At 70.9% G+C, this 14,742-nt stretch carries 19 protein-coding genes; 10 read left to right on the top strand and 9 right to left on the bottom strand.

The window, feature by feature from the left end; translation table 11 throughout:
• Positions 1-31 precede the first annotated feature (31 nt).
• Positions 32-373, bottom strand: coding sequence for a YidB family protein (locus tag GGQ91_RS25810; protein ID WP_043350910.1), 342 nt, complete (start codon positions 371-373; stop codon positions 32-34).
• 164 nt (positions 374-537) lie between these two features.
• Here GGQ91_RS25810 and GGQ91_RS25805 point away from each other — a divergent pair, with 164 nt between their 5' ends.
• Positions 538-798, top strand: coding sequence for a hypothetical protein (locus GGQ91_RS25805; protein WP_043350912.1), 261 nt, complete (start codon positions 538-540; stop codon positions 796-798).
• Positions 799-809: 11 nt separating this feature from the next.
• Here the strand turns inward: GGQ91_RS25805 and GGQ91_RS25800 are convergent, their stop codons facing one another.
• A complete protein-coding gene (locus tag GGQ91_RS25800) occupies positions 810-1,202 on the bottom strand; it encodes a YidB family protein (RefSeq protein WP_043350915.1) in 393 nt (130 codons plus the stop codon).
• A 123-nt stretch (positions 1,203-1,325) separates the two neighbouring features.
• Here GGQ91_RS25800 and GGQ91_RS25795 point away from each other — a divergent pair, with 123 nt between their 5' ends.
• The 6 genes from GGQ91_RS25795 to GGQ91_RS25770 all read left to right on the top strand — a co-directional run bounded on the left by GGQ91_RS25795 (position 1,326) and on the right by GGQ91_RS25770 (position 6,793).
• Positions 1,326-2,207, top strand: coding sequence for an alpha/beta fold hydrolase (locus GGQ91_RS25795; protein ID WP_043350916.1), 882 nt, complete (start codon positions 1,326-1,328; stop codon positions 2,205-2,207).
• A gap of 131 nt (positions 2,208-2,338) precedes the next feature.
• A complete protein-coding gene (gene yajC / locus GGQ91_RS25790) occupies positions 2,339-2,671 on the top strand; it encodes a preprotein translocase subunit YajC (protein ID WP_012319243.1) in 333 nt (110 codons plus the stop codon).
• Between the two features lie 57 nt (positions 2,672-2,728).
• Positions 2,729-4,333 carry a protein translocase subunit SecD gene (gene secD, locus GGQ91_RS25785; RefSeq protein WP_043350919.1) on the top strand — a complete coding sequence of 535 codons (1,605 nt, stop codon included), beginning with the start codon at positions 2,729-2,731 and terminating at the stop codon, positions 4,331-4,333.
• Between the two features lie 228 nt (positions 4,334-4,561).
• Complete coding sequence (gene secF, locus GGQ91_RS25780) at positions 4,562-5,503, top strand: protein translocase subunit SecF (protein WP_043757501.1); 942 nt, start codon at positions 4,562-4,564, stop codon at positions 5,501-5,503.
• A 13-nt stretch (positions 5,504-5,516) separates the two neighbouring features.
• Positions 5,517-5,915 carry an Mth938-like domain-containing protein gene (locus GGQ91_RS25775; RefSeq protein ID WP_043384961.1) on the top strand — a complete coding sequence of 133 codons (399 nt, stop codon included), beginning with the start codon at positions 5,517-5,519 and terminating at the stop codon, positions 5,913-5,915.
• Positions 5,915-6,793 (top strand): phytoene/squalene synthase family protein, encoded by an 879-nt coding sequence (locus tag GGQ91_RS25770; protein ID WP_043757506.1) that lies wholly within the window; start codon positions 5,915-5,917, stop codon positions 6,791-6,793. Before GGQ91_RS25775 ends, GGQ91_RS25770 begins: the two co-directional genes overlap by 1 nt.
• Positions 6,794-6,897: 104 nt before the next feature.
• Here the strand turns inward: GGQ91_RS25770 and GGQ91_RS25765 are convergent, their stop codons facing one another.
• The 5 genes from GGQ91_RS25765 to GGQ91_RS25745 all read right to left on the bottom strand — a co-directional run bounded on the left by GGQ91_RS25765 (position 6,898) and on the right by GGQ91_RS25745 (position 10,828).
• Entirely contained in the window at positions 6,898-7,545 is a 648-nt protein-coding gene (locus tag GGQ91_RS25765) for a methyltransferase domain-containing protein (RefSeq protein ID WP_182593154.1), read from the bottom strand.
• Positions 7,542-8,306 carry a 5'/3'-nucleotidase SurE gene (gene surE, locus GGQ91_RS25760; protein WP_182593153.1) on the bottom strand — a complete coding sequence of 255 codons (765 nt, stop codon included), beginning with the start codon at positions 8,304-8,306 and terminating at the stop codon, positions 7,542-7,544. Before surE ends, GGQ91_RS25765 begins: the two co-directional genes overlap by 4 nt.
• Positions 8,306-9,838 carry a serine--tRNA ligase gene (gene serS / locus GGQ91_RS25755; protein ID WP_182593152.1) on the bottom strand — a complete coding sequence of 511 codons (1,533 nt, stop codon included), beginning with the start codon at positions 9,836-9,838 and terminating at the stop codon, positions 8,306-8,308. Before serS ends, surE begins: the two co-directional genes overlap by 1 nt.
• 100 nt (positions 9,839-9,938) lie before the next feature.
• Positions 9,939-10,304, bottom strand: coding sequence for a YybH family protein (locus GGQ91_RS25750; RefSeq protein WP_182593151.1), 366 nt, complete (start codon positions 10,302-10,304; stop codon positions 9,939-9,941).
• 80 nt (positions 10,305-10,384) lie between these two features.
• On the bottom strand, positions 10,385-10,828 hold the full coding sequence (locus GGQ91_RS25745; RefSeq protein WP_182593168.1) for an OsmC family protein: 444 nt from the start codon (positions 10,826-10,828) through the stop codon (positions 10,385-10,387).
• Positions 10,829-10,993: 165 nt separating this feature from the next.
• On the opposite strand from GGQ91_RS25745, the gene GGQ91_RS25740 reads away from it, so the two are divergent.
• Entirely contained in the window at positions 10,994-11,869 is an 876-nt protein-coding gene (locus GGQ91_RS25740) for an ATP-binding protein (protein WP_043384970.1), read from the top strand.
• Positions 11,870-11,875: 6 nt separating this feature from the next.
• On the opposite strand, the gene dut is transcribed toward GGQ91_RS25740, so the two are convergent.
• Entirely contained in the window at positions 11,876-12,346 is a 471-nt protein-coding gene (gene dut / locus GGQ91_RS25735; protein WP_043384973.1) for a dUTP diphosphatase, read from the bottom strand.
• Positions 12,343-13,224 (bottom strand): HpcH/HpaI aldolase/citrate lyase family protein, encoded by an 882-nt coding sequence (locus GGQ91_RS25730; RefSeq protein WP_043757518.1) that lies wholly within the window; start codon positions 13,222-13,224, stop codon positions 12,343-12,345. The genes dut and GGQ91_RS25730 overlap by 4 nt, the downstream gene beginning before the upstream one ends.
• Positions 13,225-13,325: 101 nt before the next feature.
• On the opposite strand from GGQ91_RS25730, the gene GGQ91_RS25725 reads away from it, so the two are divergent.
• Positions 13,326-14,069 (top strand): DUF429 domain-containing protein, encoded by a 744-nt coding sequence (locus GGQ91_RS25725; RefSeq protein ID WP_182593150.1) that lies wholly within the window; start codon positions 13,326-13,328, stop codon positions 14,067-14,069.
• 115 nt (positions 14,070-14,184) lie between these two features.
• A complete protein-coding gene (locus GGQ91_RS25720) occupies positions 14,185-14,700 on the top strand; it encodes an NUDIX hydrolase (protein WP_043351773.1) in 516 nt (171 codons plus the stop codon).
• Positions 14,701-14,742 lie beyond the last annotated feature (42 nt).

The raw sequence follows: 14,742 nt of genomic DNA, 5'->3' as shown, positions 1-14,742 counted from the left end.
CCGGCCCTCCCCTCGCCCGCGCCGTGGCCGCCTAGGCCTTGGGCACCTGCAGGGTCCCGTCGGGGCTGTGGTGGTCCACGGTCTCGGGAAGGGCCTGCGCGAGGGTCGGGAACAGCTGGTCCATCGGGATTCCGAGCTTTCCCGCCATCTGGCGCACCTGATCGTTGTCGAGGACCTTGCGCAGGTCGTCGGCGGTGATCGGCTCGTTGGGCCCGCGGCCGAGCCAGGAATTGACCTGGCTCTCGTAGCCGGATCGCCGGAGCTGATCGAGCAGGGCGTTGAGCCCGCCGGGCAGGACCTGCTGGATCACGCCCGGCAACGCCTTGAGGGCGATCTGCCCCAGCGAGCCGCCGAGGGAATTGAGCAGACTCATGTGGGCCTCGCGTCGAAGGATCGGTCGACGGGAGTCTAGGGCGTCGTCCGAAAAGCGGGAGAGGCCGGTGGCTGCCCCCGGCCCGCGTGAACCGCAATTTAGTCGACAGGACCCGGACTTTGGCCCGGTATGCCGGCCCGGACACGGTTCCACGGTCGACGCGAATGAGAGTCCTGGCACCGTCTTTCGTGCTCGTGGTCGCGGCCGGTGCGGCGGTGGCGCTGCCCGCCGCGGAGACGGCGCGGTCGTCGGAGGCGCGCCCCCTCGCCGATGCCGTCTTCGTTCGGCCGCTCTACGGCGCGTACCGGCATTGCGGCGGATCCTGCCTGAAGAGCGGCGCGCTCTCGTGGTTCTGCTTCGCGAAGCAGAGCTGCCATCTGAGCTGCGCGACCGCCCCGCCTCTGATGAAATGCGCGGCCCCATGAGGCCCCGATGATCAGCGGACCTGCGTGCTGAAATTCGGCTGGGGCTTCAGGCTCCCGTTCTCGCTCTGATCCGCGACGGCGGCGGGCAGGAACTCCGCGAGCACGGTGGGAACGCGCGCGGCCGGCACGCCGAGATCGTAGGCAAGGCGCTCGGTCACCGCCTCCGGCAGGCAGGCCGCCAGCGCGGAGGCCGGAACCGCCTGCCGCGTGCCCGGCGAGAGCCACGAATCGACGGCCGCGCCGTGTCCGGTCTCCCTCAGGCGGTCGAGGAAGGCCGCGAGGCCGCCGGGATAGAATTTCGCGAGCGCCAAGGCGAGCTTGCCGCTGCCGGTCTCCTCAAAGGCCCGGTCGGCCGCCGCGACCACGTCGCCGATCAGGTTCTTCGCACCGTCGAGCAGTCCCATCGTTCTCCACCGTCGCGCTTCTTCGTCGCAGGAGAAGTCGGGCGCGACGCGGCGGCGGCAAGCGCGTGCGGCAATTGCGCGGCGAACCCGCTAGGATCGCCCCGTGGCGAGGGGGAGTCGTTCATGGAACGCGTGCGGGCCGGCGTGCTGGACATCGCCTATCGGGAATTCGGTCCGCCGGACGGGCCGCCCGCCGTGCTGCTCCACGGCTTCCCCTACGATATCCAGGCCTGCGAGGCGGCGGCCCTGCGTCTCGCCGCCGACGGGGTGCGCTGCCTCGTCCCGTACCTGCGCGGCTACGGGCCGACCCGGTTCCTGGACCCCGCCACGCCGCGCTCGGGCGAGCAGGCGGCCCTCGGGGCCGACCTGCTCGCCTTCCTCGACGCCCTCGGCATCGGGCGCGCCGTGCTCGCCGGCTACGATTGGGGCGGCCGGGCCGCCTGCGTGGTGGCGGCGCTCTGGCCGGACCGGGCCCGGGGCCTCGTGAGCTGCGGCGTCGGCTACAACATCCAGAACATCCCGGCCGCCGGGCGGCCGGTCGCGCCGGAGACCGAGCACCGTCTCTGGTACCAGTACTACCTCCACGGCGAGCGCGGCCGCGCCGGCCTCGCCGAGAACCGGGACGCCTTCTGCCGCCTGCTCTGGCGGCTCTGGTCGCCGACCTGGGCGTTCGACGCGGAGACCTTCGCGCAGACCGCCCGCGCCTTCGACAATCCCGACTTCGTCGACGTGGTGGTGCATTCCTACCGCCACCGTTTCGGGCTCGTGCCGAGCGATCCGGCGCTGGTGGAGATCGAGGCGCGGCTCGCCGCCCAGCCGGCGATCGCCGTGCCGACGATCGTGCTGCTCGGGGCCGATGACGGCGTCGGGCCGCCGCCCGCCACCGACACGGACGCCCGCCACTTCACGGGACCGTACCGGCGTGAGATCGTCGCGGGGGTCGGGCACAACTTTCCCCAGGAGGCGCCGGACGCCTTCGCGGCGGCGATCCGCGCCCTGCTGTGAGCGCGCCGCATCGGCCTGTCGCTTCGACGTTGCTTTCGGGTAGCCCCTGGCTATAGTCCGCGCGCTTTTCGACAGGTCTGCGGGCGCCTCATCCGGCGGCAGACCTGCACGCCATTCGCAGGAGACGCTCGTTGATCACCCCCGCCTTCGCGCAAGGGGCCGGTGCGGCCGCTGGCGGAGCGGAGATCGCCTTTCAGGTGGTCCCGTTCGTTCTGATCTTCGTGATCATGTACTTCCTGATCCTGCGGCCGCAGCAGAAGCGGGTCAAGGACCACCAGGCGCTGCTGAAGTCCGTGCGCCGGGACGATACGGTCGTCACCAACGGCGGCCTCGTCGGACGCGTGACCAAGGCGTCGGACGACCAGCCCGAGATCGAGGTCGAGATCGCCCCGAACGTGCGCGTTCGGGTGGTCCGGTCGATGATCTCCGAGGTCCGCGCCAAGGGCACGGTGAAAGCCGCCTGAGTTCCCGGTTGAACCGGCCGGCGTCGTGCGCCGGCCCAAAAGAGAAAAAGACGGCCGATGCTGCGCTTCTCCCGTGCGAAGATCATCGCGACACTAGGCTTGATCCTGGTGGGGCTGATGCTCGCCGTGCCGAGCTTCTTCTCGCCCGAGCAGCGCAAGGGCTTCGTCGCCAGCCTGCCCACGTGGTTCCCGAGCTGGATCGTGCCGACCCGCGCCATCGTGCTCGGCCTCGACCTGCAGGGCGGCTCGCAGCTCCTGCTTGAGGTCGACCAGAACGAGCTGGTCGCCTCCCAGGCCAAGGCCCTGCGCGACGACGTGCGCCGCGTGCTCCAGCAGGAGAATGTCCGCGCCGACGGCGGCATCGGCCTCCTGCCGCGCGGCGTCCAGGTGAAGATCGACGACGCCGCCGCCCGGGCCAAGGTCCTGCCGAAGCTTCAGGAACTGTCGCAGCCGATCACCACCTCGATAGGCCAGACGGCGGCCCGTACCCTCGACATCTCCGAGCAGCCGGGCGGCGTGATCCGCCTCATGCTGACCGATGCCGGCATCACCGACCGGACCCGCCGGGCCGTGAGCCAGGGCATCGAGGTCATCCGGCGCCGCCTCGACTCCACCGGCACCACCGAGCCGTCGATCCAGCAGCAGGGCGCCGACCGCATTCTGATCCAGGTGCCGGGCGAGCAGAATCCCGAGCGGCTGGAAAAGCTCCTCGGCTCGACCGCCAAGCTCGAGTTCCGCATGCTCGCCGACAGCCCCTCGGGCGACGTCGACATGCTGCCCTCCAAGGACGAGAAGGGCGCCAAGGTCCCGGTGGAGCGCCGGGTCATGGCCGATGGCGGCGAGCTGACGGACGCGCAGCCCGCCTTCGACCAGCAGTCCCACGAGCCGATGGTGAGCTTCAAGTTCAACCTGCGCGGCGCGCAGCGGTTCGGGCAGGCGACCTCGGAGAATATCGGTCGGCGCATGGCGATCGTGCTCGACAACGAGGTCGTCTCCGCCCCCGTGATCCGCTCGGCGATCACCGGCGGTTCGGGCCAGATCACCGGCAACTTCACCGTCCAGCAGGCCAACGACCTGGCGGTCCTGCTCCGGGCCGGCGCGCTGCCGGCCAAGTTCACCGTGGTCGAGCGCCGCGTCGTCGGCCCGGGCCTCGGCCGCGACTCCATCGAGGCCGGCAAGCTCGCGACCCTGGTGGCGGCGGGCCTCGTGGTGGCCTTCATGTTCGCGACCTACGGGACGTTCGGCTTCATCGCCAACATCGCGCTGATCGTCCACGTCGGGCTGATCCTGGGCCTGATGTCGGTGCTGGAGGCGACCATGACGCTGCCGGGCATCGCCGGCATCGTGCTCACCATCGGCACCGCGGTGGATTCGAACGTCCTGATCTACGAGCGCATGCGCGAGGAGAGCCATGCCGGCCGCTCGCTGATCTCGGCGCTGCAGGCGGGCTTCGACCGGGCCTTCGCCACCATCATCGACTCGAACTCGACCATGGCGATCGCCGCCCTGATCCTGTTCTTCCTCGGCTCGGGCCCGGTGAAGGGCTTCGCCGTGGTCTTCATCCTCGGCATCCTGACGACGGTCATCACCGCGGTGACGCTGACCCGGATGATGATCGCGGTGTGGTACAAGACCTTCCGGCCGAAGACCCTGCCGTTCTGAACGAGTTCACTTTCGGGAGACGCATCACCGGCGGAAGAAGGCCGCTCCAGACCCTCACCTCATCCTGAGGTGCCCGCGTCAGCGGGCCTCGAAGGGGCCCTCCAGACGGCGCTGCGATCCCTGGAGCCCTCCTTCGAGGCCTCCGCTTCGCTCCGGCGCCTCAGGTCGAGGGTGAGGGTGGGACGAGCGGACCGGTGCTGAGATCTCCCAAACGTTAGGTCCGTTTCCATGCGCCTGCTCCGCCTCTGGCCCGATGAATCGCATTTCGACTTCATGCGATTCCGGCGCTTCACCTTCCCGCTCTCGGCGGTGCTGTCGCTCGTCACGGTGGCGCTGTTCCTGACGATCGGGTTGAACTTCGGCATCGACTTCAAGGGCGGGACCCTGGTCGAATTGCAGGCGAAATCCGGCACCGCGGATGTCGCGGCGATCCGCCATACGGCCGCGGGCTTCGGCTTCGGCGAGCCGGAGGTGCAGGAACTGGGCAACCAGGGTACCGTGCTGGTCCGCCTGCCGCTCCAGCCCGGCGAGCAGGGCCAGACCGCGGTGATGAACAAGGCGCACGCCGCCTTCGATAAGGATTACGAGTTCCGCCGCACCGAGACCGTCGGCCCGCGCGTCTCCGGCGAACTCGTGCAGTCCGGCACGCTGGGCGTCGTGCTCTCCGTCGTGGCGGTGCTGCTCTACCTCTGGTTCCGGTTCGAGCGGGAGCTGGCGCTCGGCGCCATCGTCGGCACGCTCCACGACATCGTGCTGACGGTGGGCGTGTTCATCATCACCCGGATCGAGTTCAACATGACCTCGATCGCGGCGATCCTGACCATCGTGGGCTACTCGCTCAACGAAACCGTGGTGGTGTTCGACCGGACCCGCGAGCTGATGCGGCGGTACAAGACCATCCCCACCGTCGACCTGCTGAACCTGTCGATCAACTCGACCATGTCGCGCACGGTGATGACGTCGATCTCGTCCTCCCTGTCGCTGCTGGCGCTGGTCCTGTTCGGCGGCGAGGCGATCAAGGGCTTCGCCGTGGTGATGCTCTGCGGCGTCCTGATCTGCACCTACTCGGCGATCTTCATCTCGACTCCGGTGTTGATCTATCTGGGCCTGATGCTCTCGGGCGCCCGCGCCGCGTCCGAGCGGTCCGGCGTCCCGCAACCGGCGGAGTAGTCTTTTTTCCGAGATGGCCGATCAGCCAAGTCCGAAGACCTTCGACTCCGGCTTCGTGCCGGGTCGCCACATCATCGATACCTACGGCAATGGCGGCTTCCGCTTCGCCGGGATGTCGCATCGCGGCTCGATCCTGCTGCTGCCCTCGGGGGTTCGGGCCTGGGAGGTGACGGAGCCGAGGGCGATCGACCGGACGGCCCTGCGGCCGGTCCAGGCGGAATCGGAGGGGATCGAGTTGCTGCTCGTCGGCACCGGCCTCGACATCGCCGCCATCGACCCCGCCTTGCGGGGCTGGCTCAAGGATTTCGGCGTCGGCCTCGACGTGATGCAGACCGGGGCCGCGGCCCGGACCTACAACATCCTGGTGGCCGAGAACCGCAAGGTCGCGGCCGCGCTGATCGCGGTGGCCTGATGCCGGAGGTCGAGGGCAGGACCACCGAGACCGGGCTCGCCTTCGCGCAATCCCATTGCGAGGATCTCGTGCGGACCGGCGATCCGGACCGCTACTACGCCACCCTGTTCGCCCCGGCCGCCGCCCGTCCGCACCTCTTCGCCCTCTACGCCTTCAGCCTGACCATCGCGCGGGTGCGCGAGGCGGCCTCGAACCCCCTGGCCGGCGAGATCCGCCTGCAATGGTGGCGCGACGCTCTCCAGGGGGAGGCCCGGGGCGACGTGCGCGCCAATCCGGTGGCGGCGGCCCTGGAGGAGGCGATCCGGGTCAACCGCCTCGGTCGCCAGCCCTTCGTCGACCTGATCGACGCACGGGTATTCGATCTCTACGAGGACCCGATGCCTCGGGTGAACGACCTGGAGGGCTATTGCGGCGAGACCGCCTCGGCCCTGTTCCGGCTGGCGAGCCTCGTGATCGGCAACGGCACAGAGCCGGGCGGCGCGGGGGCGGCCGGCCATGCCGGGGTTGCCTACGGGATCACCGGACTCCTGCGTGCCCTGCCCTGGCACGCCCGCTCGGGGCAGGTCTACCTGCCGGCGGACATCCTCGGCCGCTACGGCGTCACCCGCGAGGACATCGTCACGGGCCGCGGCGGGCCGGGCCTGCGCCGGGCCTGTGCCGACCTGCGCGACCTCGCCCGGCAGCACCTCAAGGCCTTCGAGGCGGCGCGTCCGACCATCGCCCCCTCGGCGGGCGCCGCCTTCCTGCCCACGGCCCTGGTGGAACCCTACCTCGCCGCCATGGAGCGGGCCTCCTACGACCCGCTCAACACGCCCGTCGAACTGCCGCGCTGGCGCCGGCTGTGGCGCCTGTGGCGGGCGGCGCGGCGGGTGGGCTGAGGGTCGCTCCACCGTTCTCGCGAGGGGGCAATCCAGCGGCGCCGCGCTCGCAAATGTCGCCCGGCCCTCGGTCGCTTCGCGGCGCGTGCCCTGTCGGCTCGGCGTCAGAGAACCCGCGCCAGTCCCGGCATCAGCGCCGTCAGCCGCACCGGCGCCCCCGGTACCGGCTCGGCCTCCGGCGTCGGCAGCACCGCGACCCGGCAGCCGCCCTCGCCCCTGAGGCCCGTCACCAGCCGTCCGCCGGGTTCGAGGGCCGCGCGCCAGTGCTGCGGGATCGCCGCGACGCTGCCGTGGACCAGGATCCGGTCGAACCCCCCGTCCGGCAGGTCCGGGGCCAGCCCGTCCGCCCGGACGACATGCACCTCGGACAGGGCCGCGAGCCGCCGCGTCGCCGCCCCGGCCAGGGAGGTGTAGCGTTCCAGGCTGAGCACCGCCCCGGCCCCGAGCTGGGCGAGCAGGGCGGTCACGTAGCCCGAGCCCGTGCCGATCTCGAGGACGCGCTGGCCCGGCTCGAGCCGAAGCAGCGCCAGCATCACCGCCACGGTGGAGGGGGCCGTCATCGACGCGCCGCAGGACAGCGGCAGGGCGATGTCCCGCCGCGCATGCTCCCGATGCTGCGGCGGCGCGAAGGTGTCCCGGGGCACCTGTTCCATGGCCCGCAGCACCGCGGTGTCCCGCAGGCCCCGGCCCCGGAGCGCCATGACGAAGGCCGCGTTGCCGGCAGCCTCTTCCAGGCTGCCCAGATCGATCACTCGGCGAAGGCCTGCGCGAAGCGCGTCAGCGTCGGCTCGTCCGTGAGATCGAGGCGCAGGGGCGTCACCGAGATCCGCTTCTCGGCGATGGCTTTCAGATCCGAACCGTGGCCCGGCTCGAACCGGGCCTTGGCGAAGGCCAGCCAGAAATACGGGTTGCCGCGCCCGTCGACCCGGGCGTCGATGGACAGCAGCGCCTGATTGCGGAAGCCCTGCGCGGCCACCGCGATGCCCTGCACGTCGGCCGGTTCGCAATCCGGAAAATTCACGTTGACCAGGATGCCGGGTTCGATCCCGGTCTCCAGGATCTTCCGGACGACCTTCGCCCCGTGCGTCCGGGCGCAGTCCCACTTGAGGGCGCCGCGTCCGCCCACCCCGTAGGCTTGGCTGAGCGCGATCGAGCGGACGCCGAGGATCGTCCCCTCCATGGCGGCCGCGATCGTGCCCGAATAGGTCACGTCCTCGGCGACGTTCTGGCCGCGGTTGACCCCCGACAGGACGAGGTCCGGCCCGTGGTCGCCCAGGATGTGGCGCACGCCCAGGATCACGCAGTCCGACGGCGTCCCCTTCACGGCGAAACGCTGCTCTGAGACCTGCCGCAGGCGCAGCGGGTCGTTGAGCGACAGCGAGTGCGACACGCCGGACTGGTCGCTCTCCGGCGCCACCACCCAGACGTCGTCCGACAGCTCCCGGGCGATCTCCTCCAGGGTACTGAGCCCCGGGGCGTGGATGCCGTCGTCGTTGGTGACCAGGATGCGCATCAGCGGGTGCCCTCGATCCGGTTGAGCCCGCCCATGTAGGGGTGGAGCACCGACGGGATCGTGATGCTCCCGTCCGGGTTCTGATAGTTCTCCATCACGGCGATGAGCGCGCGGCCGACCGCCACGCCCGAGCCGTTGAGAGTGTGGACATAGGCCGGCTTGCCGTCCTTGCCCCGGTAGCGGGCGTTCATCCGCCGGGCCTGGAAGTCGCCGCAGACCGAGCACGACGAGATCTCGCGGTGGGTGCGCTGGCCCGGCACCCAGACCTCGATGTCGTAGGTTTTTTGCGCCGCGAAGCCCATGTCGCCGGTGCAGAGGGTCATGACCCGGTAGGGCAGATCCAGCTTCTTCAGAACCGCCTCGGCGCAGGTGAGCATCCGCTCGTGCTCGGTGGCGGATTCCTCCGGTGTGGTGATCGAGACCAGCTCGACCTTGTTGAACTGGTGCTGGCGCAGCATGCCGCGGGTGTCGCGCCCCGCCGACCCGGCCTCGGCCCGGAAACAGGGCGTCAGCGCGGTGAAGCGCAGGGGCAGCTCCTCCTCGCGGAGGATCGACTCGCGGACGAGGTTCGTCAGCGGCACCTCGGCGGTGGGGATGAGCCATAACCCGCTGTTATTCTTAAGTTCTGCAACTCGCTTTTCGAGCTCTTCGTCAGAAGTTAGCTTTTCTGCGCCGGAATTTCGAAAAATTTCAGCGAATACAGACGCTTTCCGCATCCAATTGATAATTTTATTGGGATCGTTTTTGTTTAGCTGGTCTGAATAATAATCATTATTGCTCTCACTCTCAAGGCGAATGAGTTGCTTGATGGCCGCCATAGCTTCTTCGCCGGCCAAATCGTCTAAGAAATCTTTGTTGCCGGTTCTGACACTAAATTGATCGTCCTCGAACTTCGGCAGCTGCGCGGTGCCGAACATGGCGGCGTCGCGCACCAGAACCGGCGGCGCCACCTCCAGGTAGCCGTGCTCCTGGGTGTGCAGGTCGAGCATGAACTGGCCGAGCGCCCGCTCCAGCCGGGCGAGCTGACCTTTCAGCACCACGAAGCGCGCCCCGGACAGCTTGGCCGCCGCCTCGAAATCCATCAGGCCGGCGGCCTCGCCGAGTTCGAAATGCTCGCGGCCCTCGGTAAGCCGCTCGCGGGTCGCGGCGTGGCTGCGGTAGAGGACGTTGCCGTGCTCGTCGGCACCCTCGGGCACGTCAGGTTTCGGCCGGTTCGGGATCGCGGCGAGCTTGTCCGCCAGCGCCTTGTCGGCCGCGTCCTGCGCGGCCTTCAGCTCCGGCTCGGCGCCCTTCAGGGCCGCGACCTCCGCCATCAGGGCGGCGGCGCGGTCCTCGTCCTTGGCCTTCTTGGCGCCGCCGATCTCCTTGGCCAGGGCGTTGCGCCGCTCCTGGTTGGCCTGCGCGGCCGAGACCGACGCCTTCCGCGCCTCGTCCAGCGCGATCAGCGCGGCCGAGAGCGGCGCGAGGCCCCGGCGGGCGAGGTCGCTGTCGAAGGCGTCCGGGTTCTCCCGGATGGCGCGGATGTCGTGCATCGAGTCGGCTCGGGTCTTCTGCGCAGCGTCGAGCGCGCGGGCTCCGCTTTGCCGCATCGCGTCCGGTGGGACAAGCGCGGGGGCGCGTCCGGGCCGACGGTCAGGTCTTCGGCGGCGCGATCTTGAGCTGGTCGATCGCCCAGAGCCACGTCCCGTCCGCCTGCTCCCGGGCGGCCTCCACCGACAGGGCGCCGTTGGGCAGCCGCGCGAAGGTCATGGCGAGGGGGCCGTTGCGCAGGGGCGGCAGCGTCTCCGGGGCCGGGAAGTCGGATTTGCGCGCCAGCAGGTCGGCGTAGAAGCTCCGGATCTCGGCATGGCCCGTGGCGACGACCCGGCCGGCGGCCAGCACCGCGTCGGGCTCGTAGAGGGCGACGAGGCCCTCGACATCGCCGGCATTGGCGCGCTGGTTGAACAGGGCGGCAAGGTCCTCGGGGGCGCGGGCGGGTTCTCGCGTCTGATCCGACATGGCGTCTCCTCGTCCGGCTCCGGCGGCCGGTTGGTGCTGCGGCAATGCGCCGGGCGGCCGATCTTTCCCCGGGGCGCCGGTCATTTCAGGCGCGTGCCGTCGCAATCGGCCACCGACACGGCGACCGGGATCCCGGCCTTCACGCTCTCCGAGACGGTGCAGAACCGCTCGAACTGCTCCAGCACCCGGTCGATCCGCGGCAGGTCGGCCGCCGCCGCGCCGAGGCGGATCCGCACGTCGATCGCGGTGACGCGGAGCCGCCCGGCAGGGTTGCGCTCCAGCCGGCAGGACGCCTCGGCGGCCACGCCCCGGGCCTCCTGGCGGAACTTCCCCAGCGCGAAGACCAGGCTGGCGCAGAGGCAGTTCGCGACGCCGGAGATCAGCAGCTGCTCGGGGAACGGCCCGGTCCCGCCGCCGATCGGGGGCGCCTCGTCGGTGAGAAGCGCCGGCAGGGCCGCGCCGAAATCCACCGTGAAGACGTAATCGGCGACCTGGGTGATCCGGATCGTCGGTCCCGCGTCCATCATGCCCCCCGGCCGTTACGGCACCCGTGCTGCCGCGATGATCAACGCCCGATCCGGGTTCCCGTTCGGAAGGCCCGGGCCATGCATCCGGATACGGATGATTTCCCCGGATCTTCCCCGTAGAACCGGCCGCCTGACCGACCCGCACGCGAACCCCCCGATCCGATGACGAGCCCCGCGACCCTGGATACCCTGATGCCGCTCCTGGAGCGCATCGCCACCGCGCTGGAGCGGGCCGCGCCCGCCGCCCCGCCGGCCTTCGATCCCGACGCCGCCGACGCCTTCCTGTGGGGCCCCGAGCGCCGGCTGACCCCGGTGCCGCAGGTGGCGCGGGTGGAGATGGGCCTGCTCACCGGCATCGACCGGGCGCGCGACACCCTGGTGGAGAACACCGAACGCTTCGCCCGCGGCCTGCCGGCCAACAATGCCCTGCTGTGGGGGGCCCGCGGCATGGGCAAGTCGTCGCTGGTCAAGGCGGCCCATGCCGAGATCAACGCCCGCAGGCCCGCCGGCAGCCGGCCGATGAAGCTCGTGGAGATCCACCGCGAGGACATCGAGGCCCTGCCGGACCTGATGGCCCTGCTGCGGCCGGACCCGCACCGCTGGCTGGTCTATTGCGACGACCTCTCCTTCGACGCCGACGACACTTCGTACAAGTCGCTCAAGACCGCGCTCGATGGCGGCATCGAGGGGCGGCCGAACAACGTGCTGTTCTACGCCACCTCGAACCGCCGGCACCTGCTCGCCCGCGACATGGTGGAGAACGAGCGCTCCACGGCGATCAACCCCGGCGAGGCGGTCGAGGAGAAGGTCTCGCTCTCGGACCGGTTCGGCCTCTGGCTCGGCTTCCACAAGTGCAGCCAGGACGAGTACCTGGCGATGATCCGCGCCTATGCCGAGCGCTATGGCCTCGCCGTGCCGCCGGAGCAGCTGCGCGCCGAATGCCTTGAATGGGCCACCACCCGCGGCTCCCGCTCGGGCCGGACCGCCTTCCAGTTCATCCAGGATCTGGCGGGGCGACTCGGCAAGACGCTCGACTGAGGGCGCCTACCGCCCGCTCGACCCGAACCCGCCCGACCCCCGCTCGGAGCCGGGGCCGGGCTCGCCCTCCAGCACGGTCAGGACCGGCCGGGTGATCCGCGTGAAGACCAGCTGGGCGATCCGCTCGCCCGGCTCGATCCGGACCGGCTCGGATTCGTCGCGGTTCCAGGCGGAAACCATCAGCGGCCCCTCGTAATCCGCGTCGATGACGCCGGTGCCGTTGCCCAGCACCAGACCCTCGCGGTGCCCGCGCCCCGAGCGCGGGAAGATCAGGCCGCACCAATCGGGATCGCGGATCAGGACGCTGAACCCCGCCGGGATCAGCGCCGGCTTGCCCTGGGGCGGGAGCACCAGCGGCGCGTCGAGGCAGGCGTGCAGGTCGAGGCCGGCCGCAGCCGGCGAGCCCCAGCGCGGGAAGCCCCAGCCCGGCAGCCGCGGATCGAGCAGCCGCAGGCCGATCTCCGGCCGGTCGCTCACGCGCCGAGACGCGCGATCGCCTCGGCCATGGCGAGGGTCCGCCGGGCGGCCTCGACATGGAGGCGCTCGACCATCTTCCCATCCACCGCGATGACCCCGCGCGCCCGGTTCTCCGGCGCGTCGAAGACGTCCATCAACGACCGCGCCTGCGCGATCTCCGCGGCATCCGGGCCGAAGGCCGCGTTGGCCGGGCCGATCTGGCTCGGATGGATCAGCATCTTGCCGTCGAAGCCGAGGTCGCGCCCCTGGACGCACTCCGCCTCGAATCCGGCCGCGTCGGTGAGGTCGGTGAAGACGCCGTCGATCGCCTCGATCTCGTAGGCCCGGGCGGCGGCCAGCACGGTCATCAGCCAGGGCATCAGGGCAGCCCGCCCCGGGGGCCGGATCCGGGACGCCTTCAGCAGGTCGTTCGGGCCGATCACCAGGGCGGCAAGCCGCCCGTCCACGTCCCGGGCCGCGCCCGCGATCTCGGCGGCGTTCACCACCGCCATCGGCGTCTCGATCATCGCCCAGACCCGCGTCGCCAGGGGCGCGCCGAGCCGGCGCAGCCGGGATCCGACCGCGATCAGCGTGTCGGAGGTGCGCACCTTGGGCACCAGAATGGCATCCGGTGCGGCCGCAGCGAGTGCCACGAGATCGGCCTCGCCGTCCTCGGTCTCGGGCGCGTTGATGCGCACCACCACCTCGCGGGCGCCGAAGCCGCGCGCCGTGACCGCTGCGGCGACCTGGGCACGGGCGGCCGCCTTGACCTCCGGGGCCGTGCCGTCCTCAAGGTCGATCAGGATGACGTCGGCGGGGAGCGACCGCGCCTTTTCCAGCGCCCGGGCGTTGGAGCCCGGCATCGCCAGCACGCTGCGACGGGGACGGATCTCGCTCATCACGCTTCTCCCGGGCCGGCGGCGCCCTCGGCGACGCGGATAGCTTTCCCTGCGCATCCCGGCAAGAACGCCCGCCGCGCGTCGCGCGAGGAAGGAACGGCATGGCACGCTGGATCGCGGGACTGGACGGCTGCCGCGGAGCCTGGGCGGGCGCGCTCCTCGACCTCGACGATCCCGACCGGCACCACTCTGCCCTGTTCCCCGACGTCGCCGCGCTGCTCGACGCCCCGGAGCGGCCCTGCATCGTCGGGATCGACGTGCCGATCGGCCTGCCGGACCGCATCATCGGCGGCGGACGTGCCGCCGACCGGGCGGCCCGCGCCCGGCTCGGGCCGGCGCGGGCATCGGTGTTTCCGATGCCGCCGCGGAGCGCGGTCTACGCCCCCGACTATGAAGCCGCGAAGGCCGCTTCGCGCGAGGCGAGCGACCCGCCCTTCGCGCCCTCGATCCAGGGATACAACATCTTCCGCGCCGTCCGCGCGGTCGACACGCTCCTGCGGGAGCGGCCGGAGGTGCGGGCGCGGGTCCACGAGGTCCATCCCGAGGTGGCCTTCCACGCCCTCAACGGCGGCCGGCCGCTCGGCCTGCCCAAGAAGGGCCGGCGCGCCCGGGAAGGATTGGACCTGCGCCGGGCGCTCCTCGCGGCGGCGGGCCTGCCGGGCGCGCTGATCGAGGCCCGGGCGAAGGGCGTTCCGGAGGACGACCATCTGGATGCGCTGGCCGCCCTGGTGGTCGCCCGCGACATCCGCCTCGGATGCGCCGTGCCGCTGCCGGATCCGCCGGAGCGGGACGCGTTCGGGCTTCCCGTGGTGATCTGGGCCCCGGCTTTGCGCGCGCCGTCCTGAGCGGCCGTCCGCCAGGGATCGCAACCGGCGCCGTGCGCGACCCAACGTGCTGTTTTGCACGCAGCCTCGCGCACAGGCGGTGTCCGTTCACCGCGCCCGCTCTAGCTCTCGCTGCATGAGCGCCGCGAACCCCCTGCCCGTCCGCCACATCGCCCGCGCGATCGTGCTCGATCCGCAGGATCGGATCCTGCTCATCGCCTACACGTCGGTCCATGCCAAAGGGCCGGACGGCGCGCCCCTGCGGTTCTGGTTCATGCCGGGGGGCGGCCTGGAGCCCGGCGAGGACCACGTCACCGCCTGTCGCCGGGAGCTCGAGGAGGAGATCGGCCGCGGCGATGTCGCCATCGGCCCGCAGGTCGCCGCCTGCGACGGCCCGTTCCACTTGTTCCGGCAGGCGCGGGACGCCCGCGAGCGCTACTTCCTCGTCCGCCTGCCCGACGACCGGGTCGATACGAGCCGCCTCGCCGAGACCGAGGACAACCCGCTGATCGGGACACGCTGGTGGCCGATCGACGAATTGCGCGCCAGCGGCGAGCACTTCGAGCCGGCCGGTCTCGCCGATCTCGCCGCGGACCTCGCGAACGGGACTATTCCGGCCCACCCACGCGTTCTTGCCTGGCGAGAACTTTGAGTTCACTTCCTGCCGTCGCGGGATTGTCTAACTGGAGACGCC

Source organism: Methylobacterium fujisawaense (assembly GCF_014138435.1).
Taxonomy (GTDB): Bacteria; Pseudomonadota; Alphaproteobacteria; order Rhizobiales; family Beijerinckiaceae; genus Methylobacterium; species Methylobacterium fujisawaense.
Note: the sequence above shows the minus strand (reverse complement) of the source record. Positions and strands in the feature narration are given on the sequence as shown.

Excerpts from the sequence above, each read along its gene's own strand:
- GGQ91_RS25730 (WP_043757518.1), bottom strand. The coding sequence starts at position 13,224 with ATGAGCGAGATCCGTCCCCGTCGCAGCGTGCTGGCGATGCCGGGCTCC.
- GGQ91_RS25725 (WP_182593150.1), top strand. The coding sequence starts at position 13,326 with ATGGCACGCTGGATCGCGGGACTGGACGGCTGCCGCGGAGCCTGGGCG.
- GGQ91_RS25745 (WP_182593168.1), bottom strand. The coding sequence starts at position 10,828 with ATGGACGCGGGACCGACGATCCGGATCACCCAGGTCGCCGATTACGTC.
- GGQ91_RS25775 (WP_043384961.1), top strand. The coding sequence starts at position 5,517 with ATGGCCGATCAGCCAAGTCCGAAGACCTTCGACTCCGGCTTCGTGCCG.
- surE (WP_182593153.1), bottom strand. The coding sequence starts at position 8,306 with ATGCGCATCCTGGTCACCAACGACGACGGCATCCACGCCCCGGGGCTC.
- GGQ91_RS25770 (WP_043757506.1), top strand. The coding sequence starts at position 5,915 with ATGCCGGAGGTCGAGGGCAGGACCACCGAGACCGGGCTCGCCTTCGCG.
- GGQ91_RS25805 (WP_043350912.1), top strand. The coding sequence starts at position 538 with ATGAGAGTCCTGGCACCGTCTTTCGTGCTCGTGGTCGCGGCCGGTGCG.
- GGQ91_RS25720 (WP_043351773.1), top strand. The coding sequence starts at position 14,185 with ATGAGCGCCGCGAACCCCCTGCCCGTCCGCCACATCGCCCGCGCGATC.
- secD (WP_043350919.1), top strand. The coding sequence starts at position 2,729 with ATGCTGCGCTTCTCCCGTGCGAAGATCATCGCGACACTAGGCTTGATC.
- secF (WP_043757501.1), top strand. The coding sequence starts at position 4,562 with ATGCGCCTGCTCCGCCTCTGGCCCGATGAATCGCATTTCGACTTCATG.
- serS (WP_182593152.1), bottom strand. The coding sequence starts at position 9,838 with ATGCACGACATCCGCGCCATCCGGGAGAACCCGGACGCCTTCGACAGC.
- GGQ91_RS25795 (WP_043350916.1), top strand. The coding sequence starts at position 1,326 with ATGGAACGCGTGCGGGCCGGCGTGCTGGACATCGCCTATCGGGAATTC.
- GGQ91_RS25750 (WP_182593151.1), bottom strand. The coding sequence starts at position 10,304 with ATGTCGGATCAGACGCGAGAACCCGCCCGCGCCCCCGAGGACCTTGCC.
- GGQ91_RS25800 (WP_043350915.1), bottom strand. The coding sequence starts at position 1,202 with ATGGGACTGCTCGACGGTGCGAAGAACCTGATCGGCGACGTGGTCGCG.
- GGQ91_RS25810 (WP_043350910.1), bottom strand. The coding sequence starts at position 373 with ATGAGTCTGCTCAATTCCCTCGGCGGCTCGCTGGGGCAGATCGCCCTC.
- GGQ91_RS25740 (WP_043384970.1), top strand. The coding sequence starts at position 10,994 with ATGACGAGCCCCGCGACCCTGGATACCCTGATGCCGCTCCTGGAGCGC.